Source organism: Mycoplana azooxidifex, assembly GCF_014196765.1.
Lineage (GTDB): Bacteria > Pseudomonadota > Alphaproteobacteria > Rhizobiales > Rhizobiaceae > Mycoplana > Mycoplana azooxidifex.
On the sequence record NZ_JACIEE010000008.1, the window covers coordinates 168,437 to 186,058 of the forward strand.

General features: G+C 64.9%; 17 protein-coding genes. 7 read left to right on the forward strand and 10 right to left on the reverse strand.

Features of this window, described 5'->3' with window-relative positions; genetic code table 11:
- Position 1 precedes the first annotated feature (1 nt).
- The 8 genes from GGQ64_RS19575 to GGQ64_RS19610 all read right to left on the reverse strand — a co-directional run bounded on the left by GGQ64_RS19575 (position 2) and on the right by GGQ64_RS19610 (position 7,511).
- Entirely contained in the window at positions 2–508 is a 507-nt protein-coding gene (locus GGQ64_RS19575) for a CMD domain protein (RefSeq protein WP_183807005.1), read from the reverse strand.
- 4 nt (positions 509–512) lie between these two features.
- Positions 513–1,103 carry a 2-hydroxychromene-2-carboxylate isomerase gene (locus GGQ64_RS19580; protein ID WP_183807006.1) on the reverse strand — a complete coding sequence of 197 codons (591 nt, stop codon included), beginning with the start codon at positions 1,101–1,103 and terminating at the stop codon, positions 513–515.
- A 9-nt stretch (positions 1,104–1,112) separates the two neighbouring features.
- Positions 1,113–2,576 (reverse strand): NAD(P)-binding domain-containing protein, encoded by a 1,464-nt coding sequence (locus GGQ64_RS19585; protein ID WP_183807007.1) that lies wholly within the window; start codon positions 2,574–2,576, stop codon positions 1,113–1,115.
- Positions 2,577–2,660: 84 nt separating this feature from the next.
- A complete protein-coding gene (locus GGQ64_RS19590) occupies positions 2,661–3,731 on the reverse strand; it encodes an ABC transporter ATP-binding protein (protein ID WP_183807008.1) in 1,071 nt (356 codons plus the stop codon).
- A gap of 2 nt (positions 3,732–3,733) precedes the next feature.
- The gene (locus GGQ64_RS19595) at positions 3,734–4,525 is read right to left on the reverse strand and encodes an ABC transporter permease (RefSeq protein ID WP_183807009.1); all 792 of its coding nucleotides are present in this window, start codon (positions 4,523–4,525) and stop codon (positions 3,734–3,736) included.
- A gap of 11 nt (positions 4,526–4,536) precedes the next feature.
- Positions 4,537–5,520, reverse strand: coding sequence for an ABC transporter permease (locus tag GGQ64_RS19600; RefSeq protein WP_183807010.1), 984 nt, complete (start codon positions 5,518–5,520; stop codon positions 4,537–4,539).
- Positions 5,521–5,604: 84 nt separating this feature from the next.
- Positions 5,605–6,705: an extracellular solute-binding protein gene (locus tag GGQ64_RS19605; RefSeq protein WP_183807011.1), complete on the reverse strand. Its 1,101-nt coding sequence runs from the start codon at positions 6,703–6,705 to the stop codon at positions 5,605–5,607.
- A gap of 65 nt (positions 6,706–6,770) precedes the next feature.
- On the reverse strand, positions 6,771–7,511 hold the full coding sequence (locus GGQ64_RS19610) for an aspartate/glutamate racemase family protein (protein ID WP_183807012.1): 741 nt from the start codon (positions 7,509–7,511) through the stop codon (positions 6,771–6,773).
- A 354-nt stretch (positions 7,512–7,865) separates the two neighbouring features.
- Between GGQ64_RS19610 and GGQ64_RS19615 the strand changes: the two genes are divergently transcribed.
- The 4 genes from GGQ64_RS19615 (at position 7,866) to GGQ64_RS19630 (ending at position 11,471) form a co-directional block, all read left to right on the forward strand.
- Positions 7,866–8,342 carry an Lrp/AsnC family transcriptional regulator gene (locus GGQ64_RS19615; RefSeq protein ID WP_246422792.1) on the forward strand — a complete coding sequence of 159 codons (477 nt, stop codon included), beginning with the start codon at positions 7,866–7,868 and terminating at the stop codon, positions 8,340–8,342.
- A gap of 51 nt (positions 8,343–8,393) precedes the next feature.
- On the forward strand, positions 8,394–9,470 hold the full coding sequence (locus tag GGQ64_RS19620; protein ID WP_183807014.1) for an NAD/NADP-dependent octopine/nopaline dehydrogenase family protein: 1,077 nt from the start codon (positions 8,394–8,396) through the stop codon (positions 9,468–9,470).
- 296 nt (positions 9,471–9,766) lie between these two features.
- Positions 9,767–10,465, forward strand: coding sequence for a phosphatidylserine decarboxylase (locus GGQ64_RS19625; protein WP_183807015.1), 699 nt, complete (start codon positions 9,767–9,769; stop codon positions 10,463–10,465).
- Between the two features lie 133 nt (positions 10,466–10,598).
- Positions 10,599–11,471, forward strand: a complete 873-nt coding sequence (locus tag GGQ64_RS19630; RefSeq protein ID WP_183807016.1) for a CDP-alcohol phosphatidyltransferase family protein — start codon at positions 10,599–10,601, stop codon at positions 11,469–11,471.
- A gap of 51 nt (positions 11,472–11,522) precedes the next feature.
- Here GGQ64_RS19630 and GGQ64_RS19635 read toward each other — a convergent pair whose 3' ends face one another.
- On the reverse strand, positions 11,523–12,992 hold the full coding sequence (locus GGQ64_RS19635) for a DUF1254 domain-containing protein (RefSeq protein ID WP_246422793.1): 1,470 nt from the start codon (positions 12,990–12,992) through the stop codon (positions 11,523–11,525).
- Between the two features lie 185 nt (positions 12,993–13,177).
- On the opposite strand from GGQ64_RS19635, the gene GGQ64_RS19640 reads away from it, so the two are divergent.
- Genes GGQ64_RS19640 through GGQ64_RS19650 form a run of 3 tightly spaced genes read left to right on the forward strand, consistent with a single transcriptional unit; the run spans position 13,178 to position 16,499 of the window.
- Complete coding sequence (locus GGQ64_RS19640) at positions 13,178–13,627, forward strand: MarR family winged helix-turn-helix transcriptional regulator (RefSeq protein WP_183807017.1); 450 nt, start codon at positions 13,178–13,180, stop codon at positions 13,625–13,627.
- Positions 13,628–13,629: 2 nt separating this feature from the next.
- Positions 13,630–15,381: an MFS transporter gene (locus GGQ64_RS19645; RefSeq protein WP_183807018.1), complete on the forward strand. Its 1,752-nt coding sequence runs from the start codon at positions 13,630–13,632 to the stop codon at positions 15,379–15,381.
- Positions 15,382–15,419: 38 nt separating this feature from the next.
- Positions 15,420–16,499 (forward strand): HlyD family secretion protein, encoded by a 1,080-nt coding sequence (locus GGQ64_RS19650; RefSeq protein ID WP_183807019.1) that lies wholly within the window; start codon positions 15,420–15,422, stop codon positions 16,497–16,499.
- A 301-nt stretch (positions 16,500–16,800) separates the two neighbouring features.
- Here GGQ64_RS19650 and GGQ64_RS19655 read toward each other — a convergent pair whose 3' ends face one another.
- Positions 16,801–17,541, reverse strand: a complete 741-nt coding sequence (locus tag GGQ64_RS19655; protein ID WP_183807020.1) for an SDR family NAD(P)-dependent oxidoreductase — start codon at positions 17,539–17,541, stop codon at positions 16,801–16,803.
- Positions 17,542–17,622 lie beyond the last annotated feature (81 nt).

The following is a 17,622-nucleotide window of genomic DNA, read 5'->3' on the forward strand; positions in this document are numbered from 1 at the left end:
GTCAGTTGTCCCTCAGCATCTTGAGCCCGGCGACCACGAGGATCTGGTAGTTGACGAAGGCGATCAGCCCGGCGAGCGTGACGATGTCGCGATCGTCCAGGCCGGCGGCATAGAGCGCCTCGATGTTGGCGCGCGTCGCAGCCTTCGGTTTCAGCGTGACGAGATCGACATGGCGCAGGATGGCGGTGAGGCGCGATGGCGCGTCGCCGGGCGTCCAGCCGGCGTCGGCCACGTTTCCGAGTTCGGGCGTCGCGCCTTCCTGTTCGAGCAGCCCGCGGTAGTGCGCGGCGAGTTCGTCGACCTTCCAGAGGCCGCACATGCGGGCGGCGATCGCGGCGCGAAGGGCGTAGGGAAAGTTGCGCGGCTCCTTCGGGCGCAGGGCCGCGAGATAGCTCGACTGGGTCAGCGCCTTGAGTTTATCGCGCTTCTCGCGCAGCGCCTTGAGTTCGGAGCCCGCGCCAAGCCCGAGAACGCTGTCGATGACGTCGAAGGTGGTTTGCTCGCTCATTGCCTCATCCTTCCGAAAGCGCTTCGTCGAGGAAGCTCAGCCGGTCTTGTCCCCAGTAGAGCACGTCCTTGTAGATCCATGTGGGCGTGCCGAACACGCCGCGCCGCTTTGCCTCTTCGTGGCTGTCGTGCCAGGCCTGGACGATCTCGGGATCCTCCTCCATCGCCTGGAGCCTGCGGCCGTCGAGGCCGAGCCGGTCGGCAACCGCGATCCGCACCTCGGGCGCGGTCACGTCCTGCTCCTCACTCCACAGCGCCCGCAGCAGCGCGTGGCTCAGTTCCAGCGCCGGCAGTCCCAACCGGTCGGCGGCGATCACCATGCGGGCGGAGAATTCGTTGTTGGTGGGGTAGTGCTTCGGCTTCAGCACCAGCGGCATGTCCAGCCGCTTGCGCCAGCGGTCGAGCTCGACGGCATGGTAGTCCTGCCGCGGCTGCGGCCGCGAGCGCAGCGGCACCCCGCCATTGTCCGGCACGATCCGCGTCGGCCGGACCACGACCTCGAGATCGTGCTTCTCGATCAGCGCCTTGAATTGCGGCCAGCCGAGATAGGCCCAGGGCGAACTGAGCGCGTGATAGTAGGTGACGGTCTTTTTCATGTGCTCGCCTCAGGCTGTCTTCTGTTCCCGAACGGCATCGGCATCCGTCCACTCCGAGCCGTCCAGTTCCGGCTTCTCGTAGGCGAGCAGTTCCTGCCAGTGGTGGTCGATGTCGCGGATGAACAGCGAGGCGGACACGCCGCGGGCGAGCCACAGCGCGCCCTCGCTGATCGCCGGAATGTCGCCGCTGACCTTGCCGAGGCTCATCGAGGAGCCGTAGTTGAAGCAATGGATGTCCTTCAGCCAGGGTGCGGTACCCGGCTCCTTCTCTGTGAATGAGAAGTCCTCCTCCAGCCAGGGGAAGCGGCCGAGCGGGGCGTTCTCCTCGCCTTCGGGCGGGGTGTAGCGGTCTTCCCAGCAGGCGATCCGGTCCTGGAACGGCGCGAGTTCGGCGCGCGCCAGCGGATCGACGTTGAAGCCGGTGCCGAGGATGACGAAGTCGGTGCGGAAGATCCGGCCCTTGTTGGTAGTGATGACGACCTCGCCGTCCTCCTCGCGCATCGACCTGATGCCGCAGTCGAAATGGAAATAGGCGTTCGGATGGCGGCTGACGCGCAGCGTCGAATTGTGCGGCGCCGGCGTCTGCTGCTTGGTGGCGTAGTCCATCAGCCGCCAGCGCCATGCCGGCTCGATCTTCGGGAACCCCGCCGTGACGCCGTAGGAGCCGATGCCCATCAGCTTGTTGATGGTCGGCATCGACTTGCGCCGTGCCAGCAGGCGAACTTCGCCGACGCCCGCTTCCAGCGCTTCGGCCGCATTGTCGACCGCCGAGGCGCCGACGCCGATCACCACCACCCGCTTGCCCCTCAGAGCGGCGAAATCGATCATGTCGGCGGAATGGCCCCAGGTCTTCAGCCGGGTGAGGGGAGCGACGAAATCCGGAATGGCCGGCTCGCCGAGCCCGTCGCGGCCGGTCGCCATGACGAGTTTGCGGGTGACGATCGAGGGGCGCTCGCCACCGGCGATCTCTAGCTCCAGCAGGCCGTCGTCGCGGGGGATGACGCGCGTGACGTCGATGCCGTTTTCGACCGGAACCGACAGGACGTCGCGGTACCAGTTGAGATAGTCCATCCACATCGGGCGCGGGATGCGGTAGAGCTCCTCCCAGGCGGCGACCCCGAAGAGCGCCGTGTACCAGGCGCGGAAGGTGAGCGAGGCCATGCCGAGCGCCGGGCCGAGCAGGTTCTTCGGCGAACGCAGCGTCTCCATGCGGGCATAGGTCACCCAGGGACCCTCCGCGCCCTTCGGCGCGCGATCGACGATGCGCAGGTTGCGGATGCCGGCGCGCGTCAGCGCGAGCCAGGCGACCAGCCCGCACATGCCGCCGCCGATGATGACGGCGTCGCTGACGTCCTGGCCGACCTCCGTGCCGACAGGCTTGCTCCAGTTGGCCGGCGGGAAGTTCAGGTATTCGAGATCCTGCTTCACCCTCGCATTGAGCTCGGCGAGCCTCGGGTCCTGTGCGCTTGTCATCGTCTGTCCTGTCCTTGTCCAATGCGGGTCGGTCCGGCCGTCCGCGGGCGGCCGGTGCGGTCGTGTCTGCCTGCGTGTCGGCCCTCAGTCGCGCAGAAGCACGGCGTCCTGTTCGCGCCAGCCGATCCAGACGTCGTCCGAATGAAGCTGCGACAGCGCCACCGGGTCGAGTTGCACGACGAGTTCCTTGCCGTTCGTGAGCCGCACGGTGAGCGAGCTGTGGGCGCCCTTGAAGACGCGGCGTTCGATGTGGCCTTCGAGCGCCAGCCTGTCCTTGGGCTTTTCAGGGAGGCAGTAGAGCGATTCCGGCCGCAGCGCGACGGTCGTCCGGTCGCCCGCGACGACCCGGTTGCCGTTCACGTCGGCATGGATGACATGCCCGTCCCAGTCGAGCGTGGCGACAGTGCCGTGCACGGCGGTGACGTTCGCTTCGAGGAAATTGCTCTCGCCGATGAAGTTGGCGACGAAACGGCTCTGCGGGCGCGAATAGAGCGTGTCGGGCGCGCCCATCTGCTCGATGCGGCCCTTGTTCATGACGACGACCACGTCCGACATGGTCAGGGCTTCTTCCTGGTCGTGGGTGACGAAGATGAAGGTCTTGCCGGTCGTCTGCTGGATCGACTTGAGCTCGATCTGCATCTGCTGGCGCAGCTTGGCGTCGAGCGCCGAGAGCGGCTCGTCGAGCAGCAGCACGTGCGGATTGGGGGCGAGCGCCCGCATCAGCGCCACGCGCTGGCGCTGGCCGCCGGAAAGCTGGTCGGGCATGCGGTCGGCGAAATCCTGCAGCTTGACGAGCGACAGCAGTTCGCTGGTGCGCTTGTGGATCGCATCTGACGCCAGCCCCTTCAGTTCCAGCCCGAAGGCGATGTTGCGGCTGACCGTCAGGTGCGGGAACAGCGCGTAGTCCTGGAACACGATGTTGACGTTGCGCTTGTTCGGCGGAAGCCTCGTGATCGGCTTGCCGTCGAGGAAGATCTCGCCGGAGGAGGGGTCCTCGAAACCGCCGAGCATCCTGAGCGTCGTCGACTTGCCGCAACCCGACGGGCCGAGCAGGGTGACGAACTGGCCGGGCTCCACCGACAGGTCGAGGTTTTCGACGGCCAGCGCTGAGCCGTAGTACTTGTTGACGTTCTTGAAGTGCACGACTGGCTGCATCGTCATTTCCTTGCGCGGCGGGTAAGATATTCGGCATAGAGGCCGATGAGGGCGGTGGCGATGAGGACGATCGTCGCCATGGCGTTGATCTGGGGCGACATGCCCCCCTGCACCTTGGCGAAGATCAGCATCGGCAGCGTCGGCTTGTAGCCGCCGAGGAAGAAGGTGCGCACGAAGTCGTCGATGCTGGTCAGCACGCAGAAGATCATGCCGCCGAGCAGCGCCGGCATCAGGTAGGGGATGGTCACCCGGACGAAGGCGATGAAGGGATCGGCGCCGAGGTCGCGGGCAGCATCCGTCAGGTTCCTCGGCATCGAGCGCAGCCGGGTCAGCGCCATGATCACCACGAACGGCACGGCATGCACGGTGTGGGCGAGGATGATCGCCGCCGTGCCGGTCGGCAGGTCGATCACGCGGATGAAGATGCGCATCGAGATCGCGTTGATCAGGCCCGGCACGACCGCCGGCAGGCAGGCGAGCGCGAAGATCGCCGCCCGCCCCCAGATACCTTCGTTGGCGACCACCAGCGCAATCCAGACGCCGATCACGGTGGCGCAGATGGTGGTGGCGAAGGCGATGAAGGCGGAATAGGCGACGGCGTCGAGGAACTGCCGGTCCTGCAGCACAACTCCATACCACCGAAGCGTCCAGTCCTGGATCGGGAAGGCGATGAAGTTCGCGTCCTTGAAGCTCATCGACATCATCAGCGTCAGCGGCAGCAGCAGGTAGGCGACGAACAGCCAGTAGCCGGCCGTCAGCGCAGTCTTGGGGAGGTCGTTGAAATAGTGGCGCATGGATGCTGCCCTCACATCAGCCGGACGGAGCGACCGCCGACGATCTTCATGAACAGCCCGACGGTCGAAAGCGAGACCACGAGCATAATGATCGAGAACGCAGCCCCTTCCGGCCACTTGTCGTTGGAACCGTGGAAGAGCGTTGCGATCACTTCCGGGAAGATCACGGTCTCCGGGCCGCCGAGCAGCAAGGGTGCTGCGAACACGCCGACCGTGGTGAGATAGACCAGGCTGCAGCCCGACACGATCCCGTCCCTGGAGAGCGGCAGGATCACCCGGCGGAAACGCTGCCAGGGCCCGGCACCGAGGTCGTCGGCGGCATGGATCAACTGCGGCGGGATCTTCTCGATCGCCGAGTAGAGCGGCAGCAGCATGTACAGCGCGATCAGGTAGACGACGCCGAAGCTCAGCGAGAAATAGGTGTAGAGCATCGGGATCGGACGGTCGATCAGGCCGATCTCGCGCAGGAGCACGTTCACCGCGCCGCGGTTGGCGAGCAGCATGATCACCGAGAAGGTGCGGATGAGCTCGCCTGCCCAGAACGGAATGAGCAGGAGCAGCAGCGCCCGCACCCGGTTCTTCGGCTTGACCACCTTGGCGACATAATAGGCGACCGGATAGACGATCAGGAGCGTACAGAGCGTCACGACGGCGGCGAAGATGAGGGTGCGGATGAAGGGGATGAAATAGAGCGGCTCTTCGAAGAACAGCCGGTAGTTCGAGAGCGTGTAGGCGTTCTGCCCGTCCGCCGCGGCCGGGTAGTTTTCCAGCAGGCTGATGCGGAGCATCTGGTAGATCGGGCCGATATGCAGGGCTGCGATCCAGACGAGCGGCACGCCGAGCAGGATGGTCAGGCGCACGGCCCGGCTGTTGGCGATGCGGCCGATCGTTCCCGCATAGATCGGGTTGCCGGCAAGGCGCCCGATCCATCCCGAATAGCGGGGCGCGGAAGCGGGCGACGTCTTTCGGCTCGGTGTCATTATGCTTTCTGCCATTCTCTGTTCCCGGCTCTGGACAAGCTCTTGGTCGAACCGGCCCGAGTGGGCCGGTTCCTTGCGTTGGGTGTCGGGACGGCCCGGTCAGGCGGCCTTGATTTCAGCCGAAGCCTTGTCGACCATGTCGTTCTTCATGTCGCGGTTGAGAGGGGAGAAGAACTTGATGCGCTCCATCTGCTCGGCGGGAAGCGCATTGGCCGCCCGTTCGCGGTCGTTCAGGACGTTTTCCACGCCGGCGAAGGCGGAGGCGAAGCCGGACTGGCGGGTCATCGCGGCGCCGATTTCCGGCGAGGAGAGGATGGCGTCGAGGAAGGTGTAGGCGGCCTCGGCGTTCGGCGCGTTTTCGACGACGTTGAACGAGTAGAGGAAACCGTAGGTGCCTTCCTTCGGTACCGTCAGCTCGATCGGGTGACCGTCCATGATCAGCTTGGCGGCCGGGCCGGACCATGCCTGGGCGACATAGGCGTCCTCGTTGACCAGCATCTGCTGCACCTCGGAGCCGGCGTCGTAGTACTTGCGCACCTGGCCCTTCTTCTCGATCAGGAAATCGCGCGCCTTGTCGGTGGCGGCCTGCGCCTCCTCCGGCTTGCCCTCGTAGATCACGTAGTCGCCGTCATTGCCCTGGTAGAGCATGGTGACGGAGAGGAAGTCGGAGATGATGTAGGTCGTGAGCCCCTTGTATTCCTCGTCGAACATGATCGACCAGCTGTCGGAGGCCTTGGTGTATTCGGTGTTGCGGGCCAGGCCCTCGAAGCCGGCGAGCAGCGGCACGCCATAGGTCGAGCCGTCGACGGTGAGCTGCGGCGCGCCCTTGTAGGCCGAGGCCAGGTTGCTCCAGTTCTTCAGCCGGCCGGTGTCGAGCGGTGCCAGCAGCTTGGCCTTGATGAACTGCGACAGGCGGTGGCCGGTCACGGTGACGATGTCGGTGGAGGGGGCGCTGCCTTCCGCAGACAACAGGTTGTACTGCTTGCCCTGGTCATCGGTCAGGCGGATGCGGACCTCGATGCCGGTGTCCTTCTGGAACTGGTCGATGAATTCCTGCGGGACGAACTTGTCGTAGGTCGTGATGTTGACGACCTTCTCCTGGGCGAAGGCCGGCCGGATGATCGACGGCGCGGCCAGGATGCCGGTGCCGGCGGCCAAGAGCTTGAGCGTGGAGCGGCGGGTCTGCGTGAAGTCTGTCATGTCTCTCTCCTGTTGAAGTTTTCCCGGTCGCCCTCTGTCCAGGGCTTGGCCCGCGGCCTGCTGCGCTAATGCACCCCGGCAGGTTGGCCAACCGGTCTGGCCTTGGCAATGCCTGTCGTGAGCGAAAGATCGACGGCCGCGTCCGCGTGCAGCAGCGTGGAATCGAATGTCGGGATGTCGAAGTCGTCCGGGCCGACCAGCAGGCCGATCTCCGTGCATCCGAGGATGACGCTGTCGGCGCCTGCCGCCTTGCCGGCCTCGACGACCTGGATGTAGCGCTCCTTGGAGTTCGGCCTGACGATCCCGCAGCAGAGCTCCGAGAAGATGATGTCGTGTACGGCCTGCCGGTCGGCTGCGTCCGGAACGACCGCATCGATGTCGAACGCCTGCTTCAGCCGCTGGCGATAGAATTCCTGCTCCATCGTGTAGCGGGTGGCGAGCAGCAGCGGGCGCCGGCAGCCGGCCGCGACCACCGCCGCGCCGGTCACGTCGGCGATGTGGACCAGCGGGATGCCGACGCTGGCCTGGACCTCGTCGGCGAGCAGATGCATCGTGTTGGTGCAGATCAGGATCATGTCCGCGCCTGCGCCCTCCAATTCTCTTGCGACCTGGCCGAGCGCGTCGGCTGCCTTGTCCCACGCCCCGGCCTTCTGGAGCGCCACGATACCCTCAAAATTTAGGGATCGCAAAACCACATCGGCGGAATTCAATCCACCAAGCCTGTCGCGAACCTGCTCGTTGACGCGGCGATAGTAGACCGCGGTGCTCTCCCAGCTCATGCCGCCTATCAAGCCAATCCTCTTCATGCGCTTCTTCCGTCTCATTGTTACTGACTGGAGAAACGATAGGACAGGGCGGATGCGGTGAAATTGCGTTTTTACACTTTGTCGGCGAAGCATCGGCATTATTGTCCTACAATTTTGCCGCTTTGGTGGGACAAAAATACCGAAATTCGTCATTGCGTAAATTTTCACTCTACTGCCTGCTTTTTTGACACTTTACAGCGCCGTCGTTTTCTTGATCAATGAAGAAGACAGCCGACCCGGTGTTGCGTCGTTCGGCGGCGAATTTCGTCGAGGATCCGGCGCAAGGGAAGAACGAATTTGGCGCAAAAAGTGCCGGTTGGGGAAAACCGCTTCGCGGGACGAAGGTCGGGCGAAATGAACGGAGACAGCATGTTCGACCAGATCGACAGAAAGATCATCGATATTCTCCAGCAGGACACGAACAAGTCCGTTGTCGACATTGCAAACGAAGTCGGCCTGTCGCACACGCCCTGCTGGCGCCGCATCAAGCGCATGGAAGACATGGGGCTGATTCGCAGCCGCGTCGCGCTGGTCGACAGGCGCATGGCGAACGTCGGAATGACGATCTTCATCGCCATCAAGGTGCCGCGCCACAATTCCGTGTGGCTGGATGCCTTCCGCAAGGAGATCCGCGACATTCCGGAGATCATGGAGGCGTACCGGCTGACGGGCGAGACCGACTACCTGCTGCGGGTCGTCGTTCCCGACATCGAGGTCTATGACCAAGTTTACCAGAACCTCATCAACCGACTGGAATTTTCCGATCTTTCCTCTTCCATCGCCATGGAGGAGATGAAATTCACCACCGCGCTGCCGACCAAATACATGTAGCCACGACCGGCAGCCCTTGTTCCACAGACCGAAAAGACAGGAAGAAACGTCATGCGCATTGCAATTCTGGGATCCGGATCGATCGCCTTCGGTATGGCCGCTTTTTTGGCCAAGGCAGGGCATGAGCCCGTCCTGTGGTCGCCGTCGGGCACGCGGACGGAAAGGCTTGCAGCCGGCGCCCCGCTGGTCGCAACCGGTGCGGTCGAATTCGAGGGCAGGGTGGCGGTCGCAAAAGACTGCGCGGAAGCGGTGTCGGGGGCGGATGCCGTCGTCATCGCGCTGCCGACCAACGGCCACCGCCTGGCCTTCGACCAGGCCTTGCCGCACCTGCGCCCGGGGCAGCCGGTCATCGTCAGTTCGCACAGTTCGTTCGGTGCGCTCTATCTGTCGAAGCGCTGTGCCGAACGCGGCCTGAAGCTGCCGATCATCTTGTGGGGAACGACGCTCCTGACCGGCCGCCAGCAGCCGGATCTCGTAAGCGTGATCGTCAATACGGTGCGCGAGAAAATCGATTTCGCTACCCTGCCGAAGAGCGAGGCGGCCCTTGGCAAGTCGCTCTGCACGACCCTGTTCGGCGACCACTTCGTCGAGCGCGACGGAATGCTGGCGATCGCGCTCTCCAACCTGAACCCGCAGAACCATCTCGCCATCGCCCTGCTCAACCTGACCCGCATGGAGAAGGGCGAGAAATGGGGGCAGGGCGAGCACGTGACGCCCTGCGTCGGAGGCCTGATCGAGGCGCTGGACGCCGAGCGGCTGGCGATCGCCGGAAGCTTCGGCCTGTCGGTGCGCACGGTCAGGGAGCACTTCTCCCTGTCCTTCCACGTCCCCATGGCGTCGGTTGCCGAGATGAACCAGCAGATGCATCGCGAGGGACGGGGCGGCTTCGGTCCGTCGACCGTTGACAGCCGCTACATCCACGAGGACGTGCCCTTCGGCCTCGTGCCGACGAGCCTGCTGGGACGGATCTCCGGCCGCCCCACGCCACTGCACGACGCCGGCATCGCGCTCTTTTCCGGCACGATGGGGCAGGATCTCGCCGCACAGAACGATCTCCTGCCCGATCTGGGCCTCGACCGGCTGTCGCCTGCGGACCTGAAGGCCCTGTGCGAGAAGGGCTTCGGCTGAGGCTTCGGATGTCCGGCGCTTTCTTTCGCTGCGCCGGTGGGCGGCTCAATGAAGGGCAATTGCATCTGGAGCCGCCCCCTCTGGCCTGCCGGCCATCTCCCCCACACGGGGGGAGAAGACGCGCCGCATCCGTCTGCCCAATGTGGAACTACAATGGAGCGGCGGGTTAAGCCCTCCCCCTTGTGGGGAGGGTGGGGAGGGGTGTTCCTTTCATATGCCCCGCCGCATCATGCCACGCACATTGCCCCGGCCGCGGTTTCGCGCTAGTTGCAGGGCACTTGAAACGGAGAAATGGCATGAGTCTGGTCGATACGGTGCGCAACACGCTGGTTCCGGTCCATCGTGACGGCTGGAAATTCGTTGCCATCTTCTTCGTGGTGTCCGTCATCCTCGGCTTCCTGTGGGAGCCGCTGATGTGGCTGGGCTTCGTGCTGACCGCCTGGTGCGCCTATTTCTTCCGCGATCCCGAGCGCGTCACCCCGCAGGATCCCGATCTCGTCATCAGCCCGGCCGACGGCCGCGTCTCGGCCATCGCCATGGTGACGCCGCCGCTCGAGCTGGAGCTCGGCTCCGAGCCGATGCTGCGCATCTCCGTCTTCATGAACGTCTTCAACTGCCATGTGAACCGCTCGCCGATGCGCGGCAGCGTGCGCCGCATCGCCTATCGCGCCGGCCGCTTCCTCAATGCCGAACTCGACAAGGCGAGCCAGGAGAACGAGCGCAACGGCCTCGTCATCGACACCGCCCATGGCGAGATCGGCGTGGTCCAGATCGCGGGCCTCGTCGCCCGCCGCATCGTCTGCTGGACCTCTACCTTCGATCGTCTGGAGGCCGGCGAGCGCTTCGGCCTGATCCGCTTCGGCTCGCGCCTCGACGTCTTCCTGCCGGCCGGTGCGGAAGCGCGCGTCGCCGTCGGCCAGACGGCGATTGCCGGCGAGACGGTGCTGGCCGAATTCGGCACGGCGAAGGGACCGGTTCTGGGGCGCCGGGGTTGACAGGCGGCGCGGATCGCACGATTCCGGTTCTTCTGTTTCGTCGAAACGAGAATTCGTGCGCCCAGTTCTGCCAGCCCGTGTTCTGCCAGTTCCTGACCTGCCAGCCCCTGTTCTGTCAGCAAAGCGAGCCGAGATGAAGACGCCGTTTCACCCCTACGACCCGAACGGCCCCAACGACGAGGCGCGCGGGCCGCGCCTGCGGCAGATTCCGCTCAGGGTGATCATTCCGAACATGATCACGATTCTGGCGATCTGCGCAGGGCTGACCGGCATTCGCCTGGCCTTCGAGAACCGCTACGAGCTCGCCGTCGGCATGGTCCTGCTCGCAGCCTTCCTCGACGGCATCGACGGCCGGGTCGCCCGGCTGCTGAAAGCCTCGTCGAAATTCGGCGTGCAGATGGATTCTCTGGCCGACATCGTCAATTTCGGCGTCGCACCCGCGCTGGTACTCTACGTGTTCATCCTCGACCAGGCGCGCTCGGTCGGCTGGATCGCCGCCCTGATCTTCGCGATCGCCGCCGGCCTGCGGCTCGCCCGCTTCAACGTCATGTCGGAGCGCGAAACCAAGGCCAGTTGGCAGTCGGAATATTTCGTCGGCGTGCCGGCACCGGCCGGCGCCATGCTGGTGCTGCTGCCGGTCTATGTCGGCTTCCTGGGCCTCGCTCCAAGCCTGCCTTTCGCCCTGGTCTCGTCTGCCTATACCGTGCTGATCGCCTTCCTCCTCGTCAGCCGCGTGCCGGTCTGGTCGGGCAAGTCCGAAGGCAGCCGCATTCGCCGGGATCTCGTCCTGCCGGTGATGCTGATCGTCGTCATCTATGTCGCCACCCTGATGAGCTTCACCTGGGAGACCATGGTGGTGACGGTCGCGATCTATCTCATCTCGCTGCCCTTCGGCGCCCGCGCCTGGTACCGCAAATATGGCGGCTGGCCTTCGGCAGACACCTCGGTGGAAAACCATTTCCCCGGCGAGGAAGAGGACGAGCCCGAGGCCCGCGACGGACGCTAGCTCCGCCTCGCATCCACATCGTCATGCACTTCGCGTCGGGTGGAGGAAATCTCAGCGCCTGACGACCGCCGGCGGCTCCCATCCGCCTTCCAGGAACGTCTCGCGCGGCGAGTAGAGGCGCATCAACAGGGTGAACGGTGCTTTGTCGACCGGCAGCCAGTTGGCTTCCTTGTCCGTGCCGGGCGATTCAGCCTGGACATAGAGATCGACGGATCCGTCGGCGTTGGCAACGAGCTTGTCGCGATCTCCGATCGCCTGCCGCTTCAGCGGGTTCGGAATGAAATAGCCTTTGCTGTCGTAGGCGGTCACCGACCAGAATGCGTCCACCGGCGGCAAGTCCCCCTTGTCGAAATGCAGGACATAGTTGCTTCTGCCGTCCAGCGCCCGGCCTTCGCTGTCGCTGGACAGTGCCGGATAGACCGCATCTTGCGGCAGGTTCTCGCCAACGCAGCATTGCGCGATCGCGGCGCGGTACAGGTAGTCCGCGCCATACGCGCCGCTTCGAAGGGTGTAGACCCATCCCTTGCCGCCGATTCCGGCCGCCTTTTGACCTTCGGCGAGCACCAGCGCCCGACCGTCGGCATAGCCGCGCTCGATTGCTTGGCGGATGTCGGCCGGGACAGACGCAAGGTCAAAGCTGTCGCCGACCTTGAAGCCGATCCGCTCGAGGCGATGGACCATCGGATAGTCGATCTGGTTCGGCGGGTTATCGCCAAGAAGATCGGCAAAGCGGCCGAAGAAGATCCTGGCGTCCATGCCATCGACAACCTTCGGCGGGTCCGCTTTCATGTCGATGGCAGGGTTCACTTCATGTTTGGGCGGGATGTAACTGCTCTTGCCCCAGGCCGAGAGCGGCACGAGTTTCATGGCGTCCTGGACCTTGTGGACGGTCTCGTAGTCGGCAACGCCATTGGTCTGCGTACGGCCGATGATCCAGACATGGCGGGTCGGGCTCTTGATGACTTCGAGACCCGCCGGCACGTCGCCGCTCCACTGTGGGCCCGTGACCAGGAAGTTCCTCGCTGTGTTCCTGCCGGTCGTGCGCGTTCCGGGCACGGCGAACACGTCGGTCCAGAGGCTGAGCATCGGCAGCATGAAGTAACGATCGGTCGCGGGCACGGACAGAACCATCGGCTCGCTTTTCAGGTCAAGGGTAGCGGCGGAGTAGAGCGTGTCGACATTCGTGCGGATAACGACCTTCGCGTCCGGATCCGCGAACTGGCGCACATGATGGAACTGATTGGGCGGCCCGAAGGCATCGCCTTCGACGGGTTCGGAAAAGTTGCTCAGCTTCTGCAGCGTCGCGTTGGTCAGCATAAGCGGATAGGCATAGACGTACGCGTCCTTGGCGATCGCGTACGCCTCATCACCGGTGAGAGCGTTGTCTTGCGCCTTGGCTGGTACCAAGGAAGCCGCAAGCACGGCGATTGTGACAAGGCAATACTTGAGCATTTGAAGACCCCCCCGCAATTTGACACGGGAACATGCTTGCACATTCGCAAAAGCGGTCAACTGCGACATCGTTGATTTCCGCCGACGCCGACGGGCGCGACCAGTTCACCCGCGACCGCGCCGGATTCCGCGCGGCATGCGCTCGTCGCGTCCCAGCCTTGCGTAAACGCAACTCTCGCCGGGTTGCACTCCCGGCCCGACGATGTTATTTAACACGGTAATTACTAGTGTGCTAATTATGGTTGAGCTAAGAAATGTCAGCAGAGACCCCCCGGGACGTCGTCCTTGAAGAACTCTCCCGCGCCGGAAGGAAGATGCGGGCGCTGTTCGATGCGCGCGTGCGGGCGAGGGGGGTGACGCTGTCGCGGGCGCGCACGCTTCTGATCCTGCGCCGGACGCCGGGGCTCAACCAGCGCGAACTGGCAGACGAGCTCGACATCGAGACGCCGACGCTGGTGCGCCTGCTCGACGGCATGGAGAAGCAGGGCTTCATCGAACGCCGCAACGTTCAGGGCGACCGCCGCGCCAAGCAGATCGTCATGACGCCCGAAGGCGAAAAGGCGGCCGACGAGATGGTCGCGCTCGCCCAGGACCTGCGCCACGACCTGTTGGCCGATGTCAGCGAGAAGGACATCGCCACCGCCGTGCGCGTCCTGCAGCGGATTTCCAGTTGTGCCACGACCTCCTGCCGGGAAGGCGTGTAGCGATGCGCACCGCCATCAGAAACGACGGGGAGAGCCGCACCGTCGGTGCCCCGTCCGGCACGATCCCGGCCACTGGTCCCGCCGCCGCCCCCGTCGCTGCGAATGACGACCCGCCGGTGCGGATTGCCGGGCGCGCCGAAGTACCCGCCGATGCCATCCCCGAACCCCCGGCCGCGTCCGTCGAGAACCCGTCTCCGAATCTGCCGTCCTACCCCTATTTCGTCGCTTCCGCGCTCCTGCTTCTGACGCAGGGTTTCGGCATGAACATGATCGCCGGCAATCTGCCGCAGTTGCAGGGCGCCTACAGCGCCACGCAGAACGAGGCTGCCTGGCTGATCGCCGCCTACCTGGCCCCGAACGTCAGCCTGTCGATCGCCCTCGTCAAGGTGCGCAACCAGTATGGCCTGCGCCGGTTTGCGGAATGCAGCATTCTCTTCTTCATGCTCGTCTGCATCCTGCACCTGTTCGTCACCGACCTTTCGGGCGCGATCGCCGTGCGCTTCGTCGCAGGCTTCGCCGCAGCCCCCCTTTCGAGCCTCGGCTTCCTCTACATGATCGAGAAGCTGCCGCCGGAGAAGAAACTTCGCTACGGCATTCCCGCCGCATTGACCCTGATCGCGGTGATGCCCTCGCTCACCCGCATCACGTTCCCCACGCTCTTCGATCTCGGCGGCGTGCACGGGCTCTACATCTTCGAGCTCGGGCTCGCCATGGCGAGCTTCGGTGCAATCTACCTGCTGCCGCTGACCTCGCCGCCGCGGATCCGGGCCATCGAGCGGCTGGATTTCATAAGCTATCCGCTGATTGCCCTTGGCTTAGGTTCCATGGCGGTCGTGCTGTCGACCGGCCGGCTCTACTGGTGGTTCGAGGCCCCCTGGCTCGGCGAATTGCTGGTCCTTTCCATCGTCTGCCTGACGCTTGCGATCGTGATCGACCTGAACCGCGAGCAGCCCTTCATCGATTTCCGCTGGCTGCTGAGCCCGTCGATGCTGCATTTCACCGCCGTGCTGCTGCTGTTCAGGCTGCTTCTGACGGAGCAGACGGCTGCGGCCACCAACTTCTTCCTCGTGCTCGGCCTCCAGAGCGACCAGTTGACCGGGCTCTACGTCGTCATCGCTTTGGCGGCCGTCACCGGCGGCGTGGCCTGCGCGCTTTTGAACCGGCCGGGACGCGAGCCCTATATCCACTTCGTCTGCCTGCTGCTGATCGCCGTCGGCGCCTTCATGGACAGCCACGCCACCAACCTGACCCGCCCGCACGACATCTATGTCAGCCAGGCGCTCATGGCCCTTGCCAGCGCGATGTTCCTGCCGCCGGCGATGGCAAAGGGCATAGCCGAGGCGTTCAAGCGCGGACCGAACCACTTCCTCACCTTCATCCTCGTCTTCCTGGCGACGCAGAACATCGGCGGGCAACTCGGTTCGGCTGTGTTCGGGACGATGATCACGCTGCGCGAGAAGTTTCATTCCAACGTGCTCGCCCAGTCGATCACGCTTACCGACCCGGTCGTCGCCAACCGCCTCAGCCAGCTTTCGGCGACCTACGGCCACAGGCTGACCGACAGGGCGCTGCTCAACGTCGAGGGCACCAGCATGCTCGCCCAGCAGATCACGCGCGAGGCCAACGTGCTGGCCTACAACGACGTGTTCGTGCTGATCGCCGCGCTCTCGCTGTTCGCCGCCATCTGCCTGGTGCTGCACCTGGCCTTCGACACCATCAGGATCCGCACACAGCAGGATCCCGCGACGGCCTGACGGCCGGTCGCGACCACGCACACACCCGAGAAACGACCATGAAGAAGCTCATCACCAATATCGCCTCCGCCGCCGCCGTCGCCATCGGCGTCTCCGGCGTCACCCTCGTCCTCTATGCCTGGGACCTGCCGCCGTTCCAGAGCGCAGTACAGACGACCGACAACGCCTATGTGCGCGGCTCCGTCACCCTGATCAGCCCGCAGCTCTCCGGCTACATCGTCGAGGTCCCGGTCAAGGACTTCGAGCACGTCAGGGCCGGTCAGCTGCTCGCGAGGCTCGACGACCGCATCTTCAGCCAGAAGGTGGAGCAGGCGAAGGCGACGCAGGCCGCGCAGGAAGCCGCGTTGACCAATTCGATCCAGCAGGAGAAGTCGGCCACTGCCAAGATCGGTGCCAGCGAGGCGGCCGTTGACAGCGCCACCTACGCCCTGCGGCGCGCCAGGGAAAACTCGACCCGCGTGGAGAATCTCGCCGCCAAGGGCATCATGGCCGAAAGCGACCGCGAGCAGAGCCGCACCACGCTCGACCAGGCGCAGGCCGCCGTCGACCAGGCGAAGGCGCAGCTCGAGGTCTCGCGGCAGGACCTGCAGTCGATCATCGTCAACCGTGATTCGCTGAAGGCGGCCGTCGACGGGGCGAAGGCGGCCGTCCAGCTCGCCGAGATCGACCTCGCCAACACCCGCATCACCGCCCCGCAGGACGGCTCTGTCGGCGAGGTCGGCGTCAAGCTCGGCCAATACGTCGCAGCCGGCACCCAACTGATGGCGGTCGTGCCGAACGGCACCTGGATCATCGCCAATTTCAAGGAGACGCAGCTGAGCCGCATCCAGCCCGGCCAGAAGGTGACCTTCACCGTCGACGCGCTCGACCACCTGCAACTGCACGGCCATGTCGAGCGCTTCTCCCCGGCTGCCGGCTCGGAGTTCAGCGTCATCAAGCCCGACAACGCCACCGGCAACTTCACCAAGGTCGCCCAGCGCGTCCCCGTCCGCATCTCGATCGACCCCGGCCAGGAACAGGTTTCCCGCCTGGCGCCCGGCCTGTCGGTCGTGGTTCGCACGGTGGTGGACGGCAGCGGGACGGCCACGGTTCAGGCCGCCGCGCGGACGAATGGCTGAGGCACCCGCGGAGGGGTATATGAGTACAGCGCATTCGGATTTGTGGAGATGGGGCCTCCGACGGGCGCGCCGGTCCCACTCTCCGTCATGCCGGCCCCCGAGCCGGCATCCAGCCGCGCAAGTCCTTGCGCGATAAAGCATTTTTCGCGCCGCCGACGCGGCGCCGCTGGATCCCGGCTCGGGGGCCGGGATGACGGTGGAGAGATGGTTCACCCAAAATTCGCGCCGACGCGAGGTCCAGTCCAGCATCCGGCACCCATGACCGATCGCCAACACCAAGGCGAGCCAAGGGCGCGTTCTTTCACTCCGGCAACCGGTAATCGACGATCTTCTTCTCGCGGACGATGAAGAGCTTGCCGGTCTCGGTCACGTCGGGGCCGAGGAGCGGCATCAGCGTTTCGGCGACTTCGGAAGGATGCGGCACGGTGGCCGGGTCTTCGCCGGGGATGGCCTGCGCGCGCATCGCCGTGCGGGTGGCGCCGGGATCGATGGAGAGAATGCGCAGCGGCGTGCGCTGCGTCTCGCCGGCCCAGGTGCGCGCCAAGGCCTCGACGGCGGCCTTGGAGGCGGAGTAGGGGCCCCAGAAGGGTTTGCACTTGTGGGCTGCGGACGACGACAGGATCAGCGCGCGGCCGGCGTCGGACTTCAGGAGTAACGGCTCGACCGAGCGGATCAGCCGCCAGGTGGCGTTGACGTTGATGGTCATCACTTTCTCGAACACCTTCGCCTCGACATGGCCGATCGGCGAGATCGTGCCGAGCACGCCGGCATTGGCGACGAGGATGTCGAGCTTGCCCCAGCGCTCGAAGATCGAGCCGCCGAGCTTGTCGATCGCCGTCATGTCGGCAAGGTCGAAGGGCACCAGCGTCGCCGTGCCGCCGACCGCCTTGATCGCGTCGTCGAGCTCTTCCAGCCCGCCGACGGTGCGCGCGCAGGCAATCACATGCGCGCCGCGCTTCGCGAGCGCCAGTGCGGTGAAATAGCCGATGCCGCGCGAGGCGCCGGTGACCAGCGCGATCCTGCCCTTCAGGTCGATGTCCATCATTCTCTTCCCATCTGTTGCCGCCCAAAAAAGAAGGCTGCGTTCCCGCAGCCTTCTAGAATGTTCGAGCCGAATTGAAAA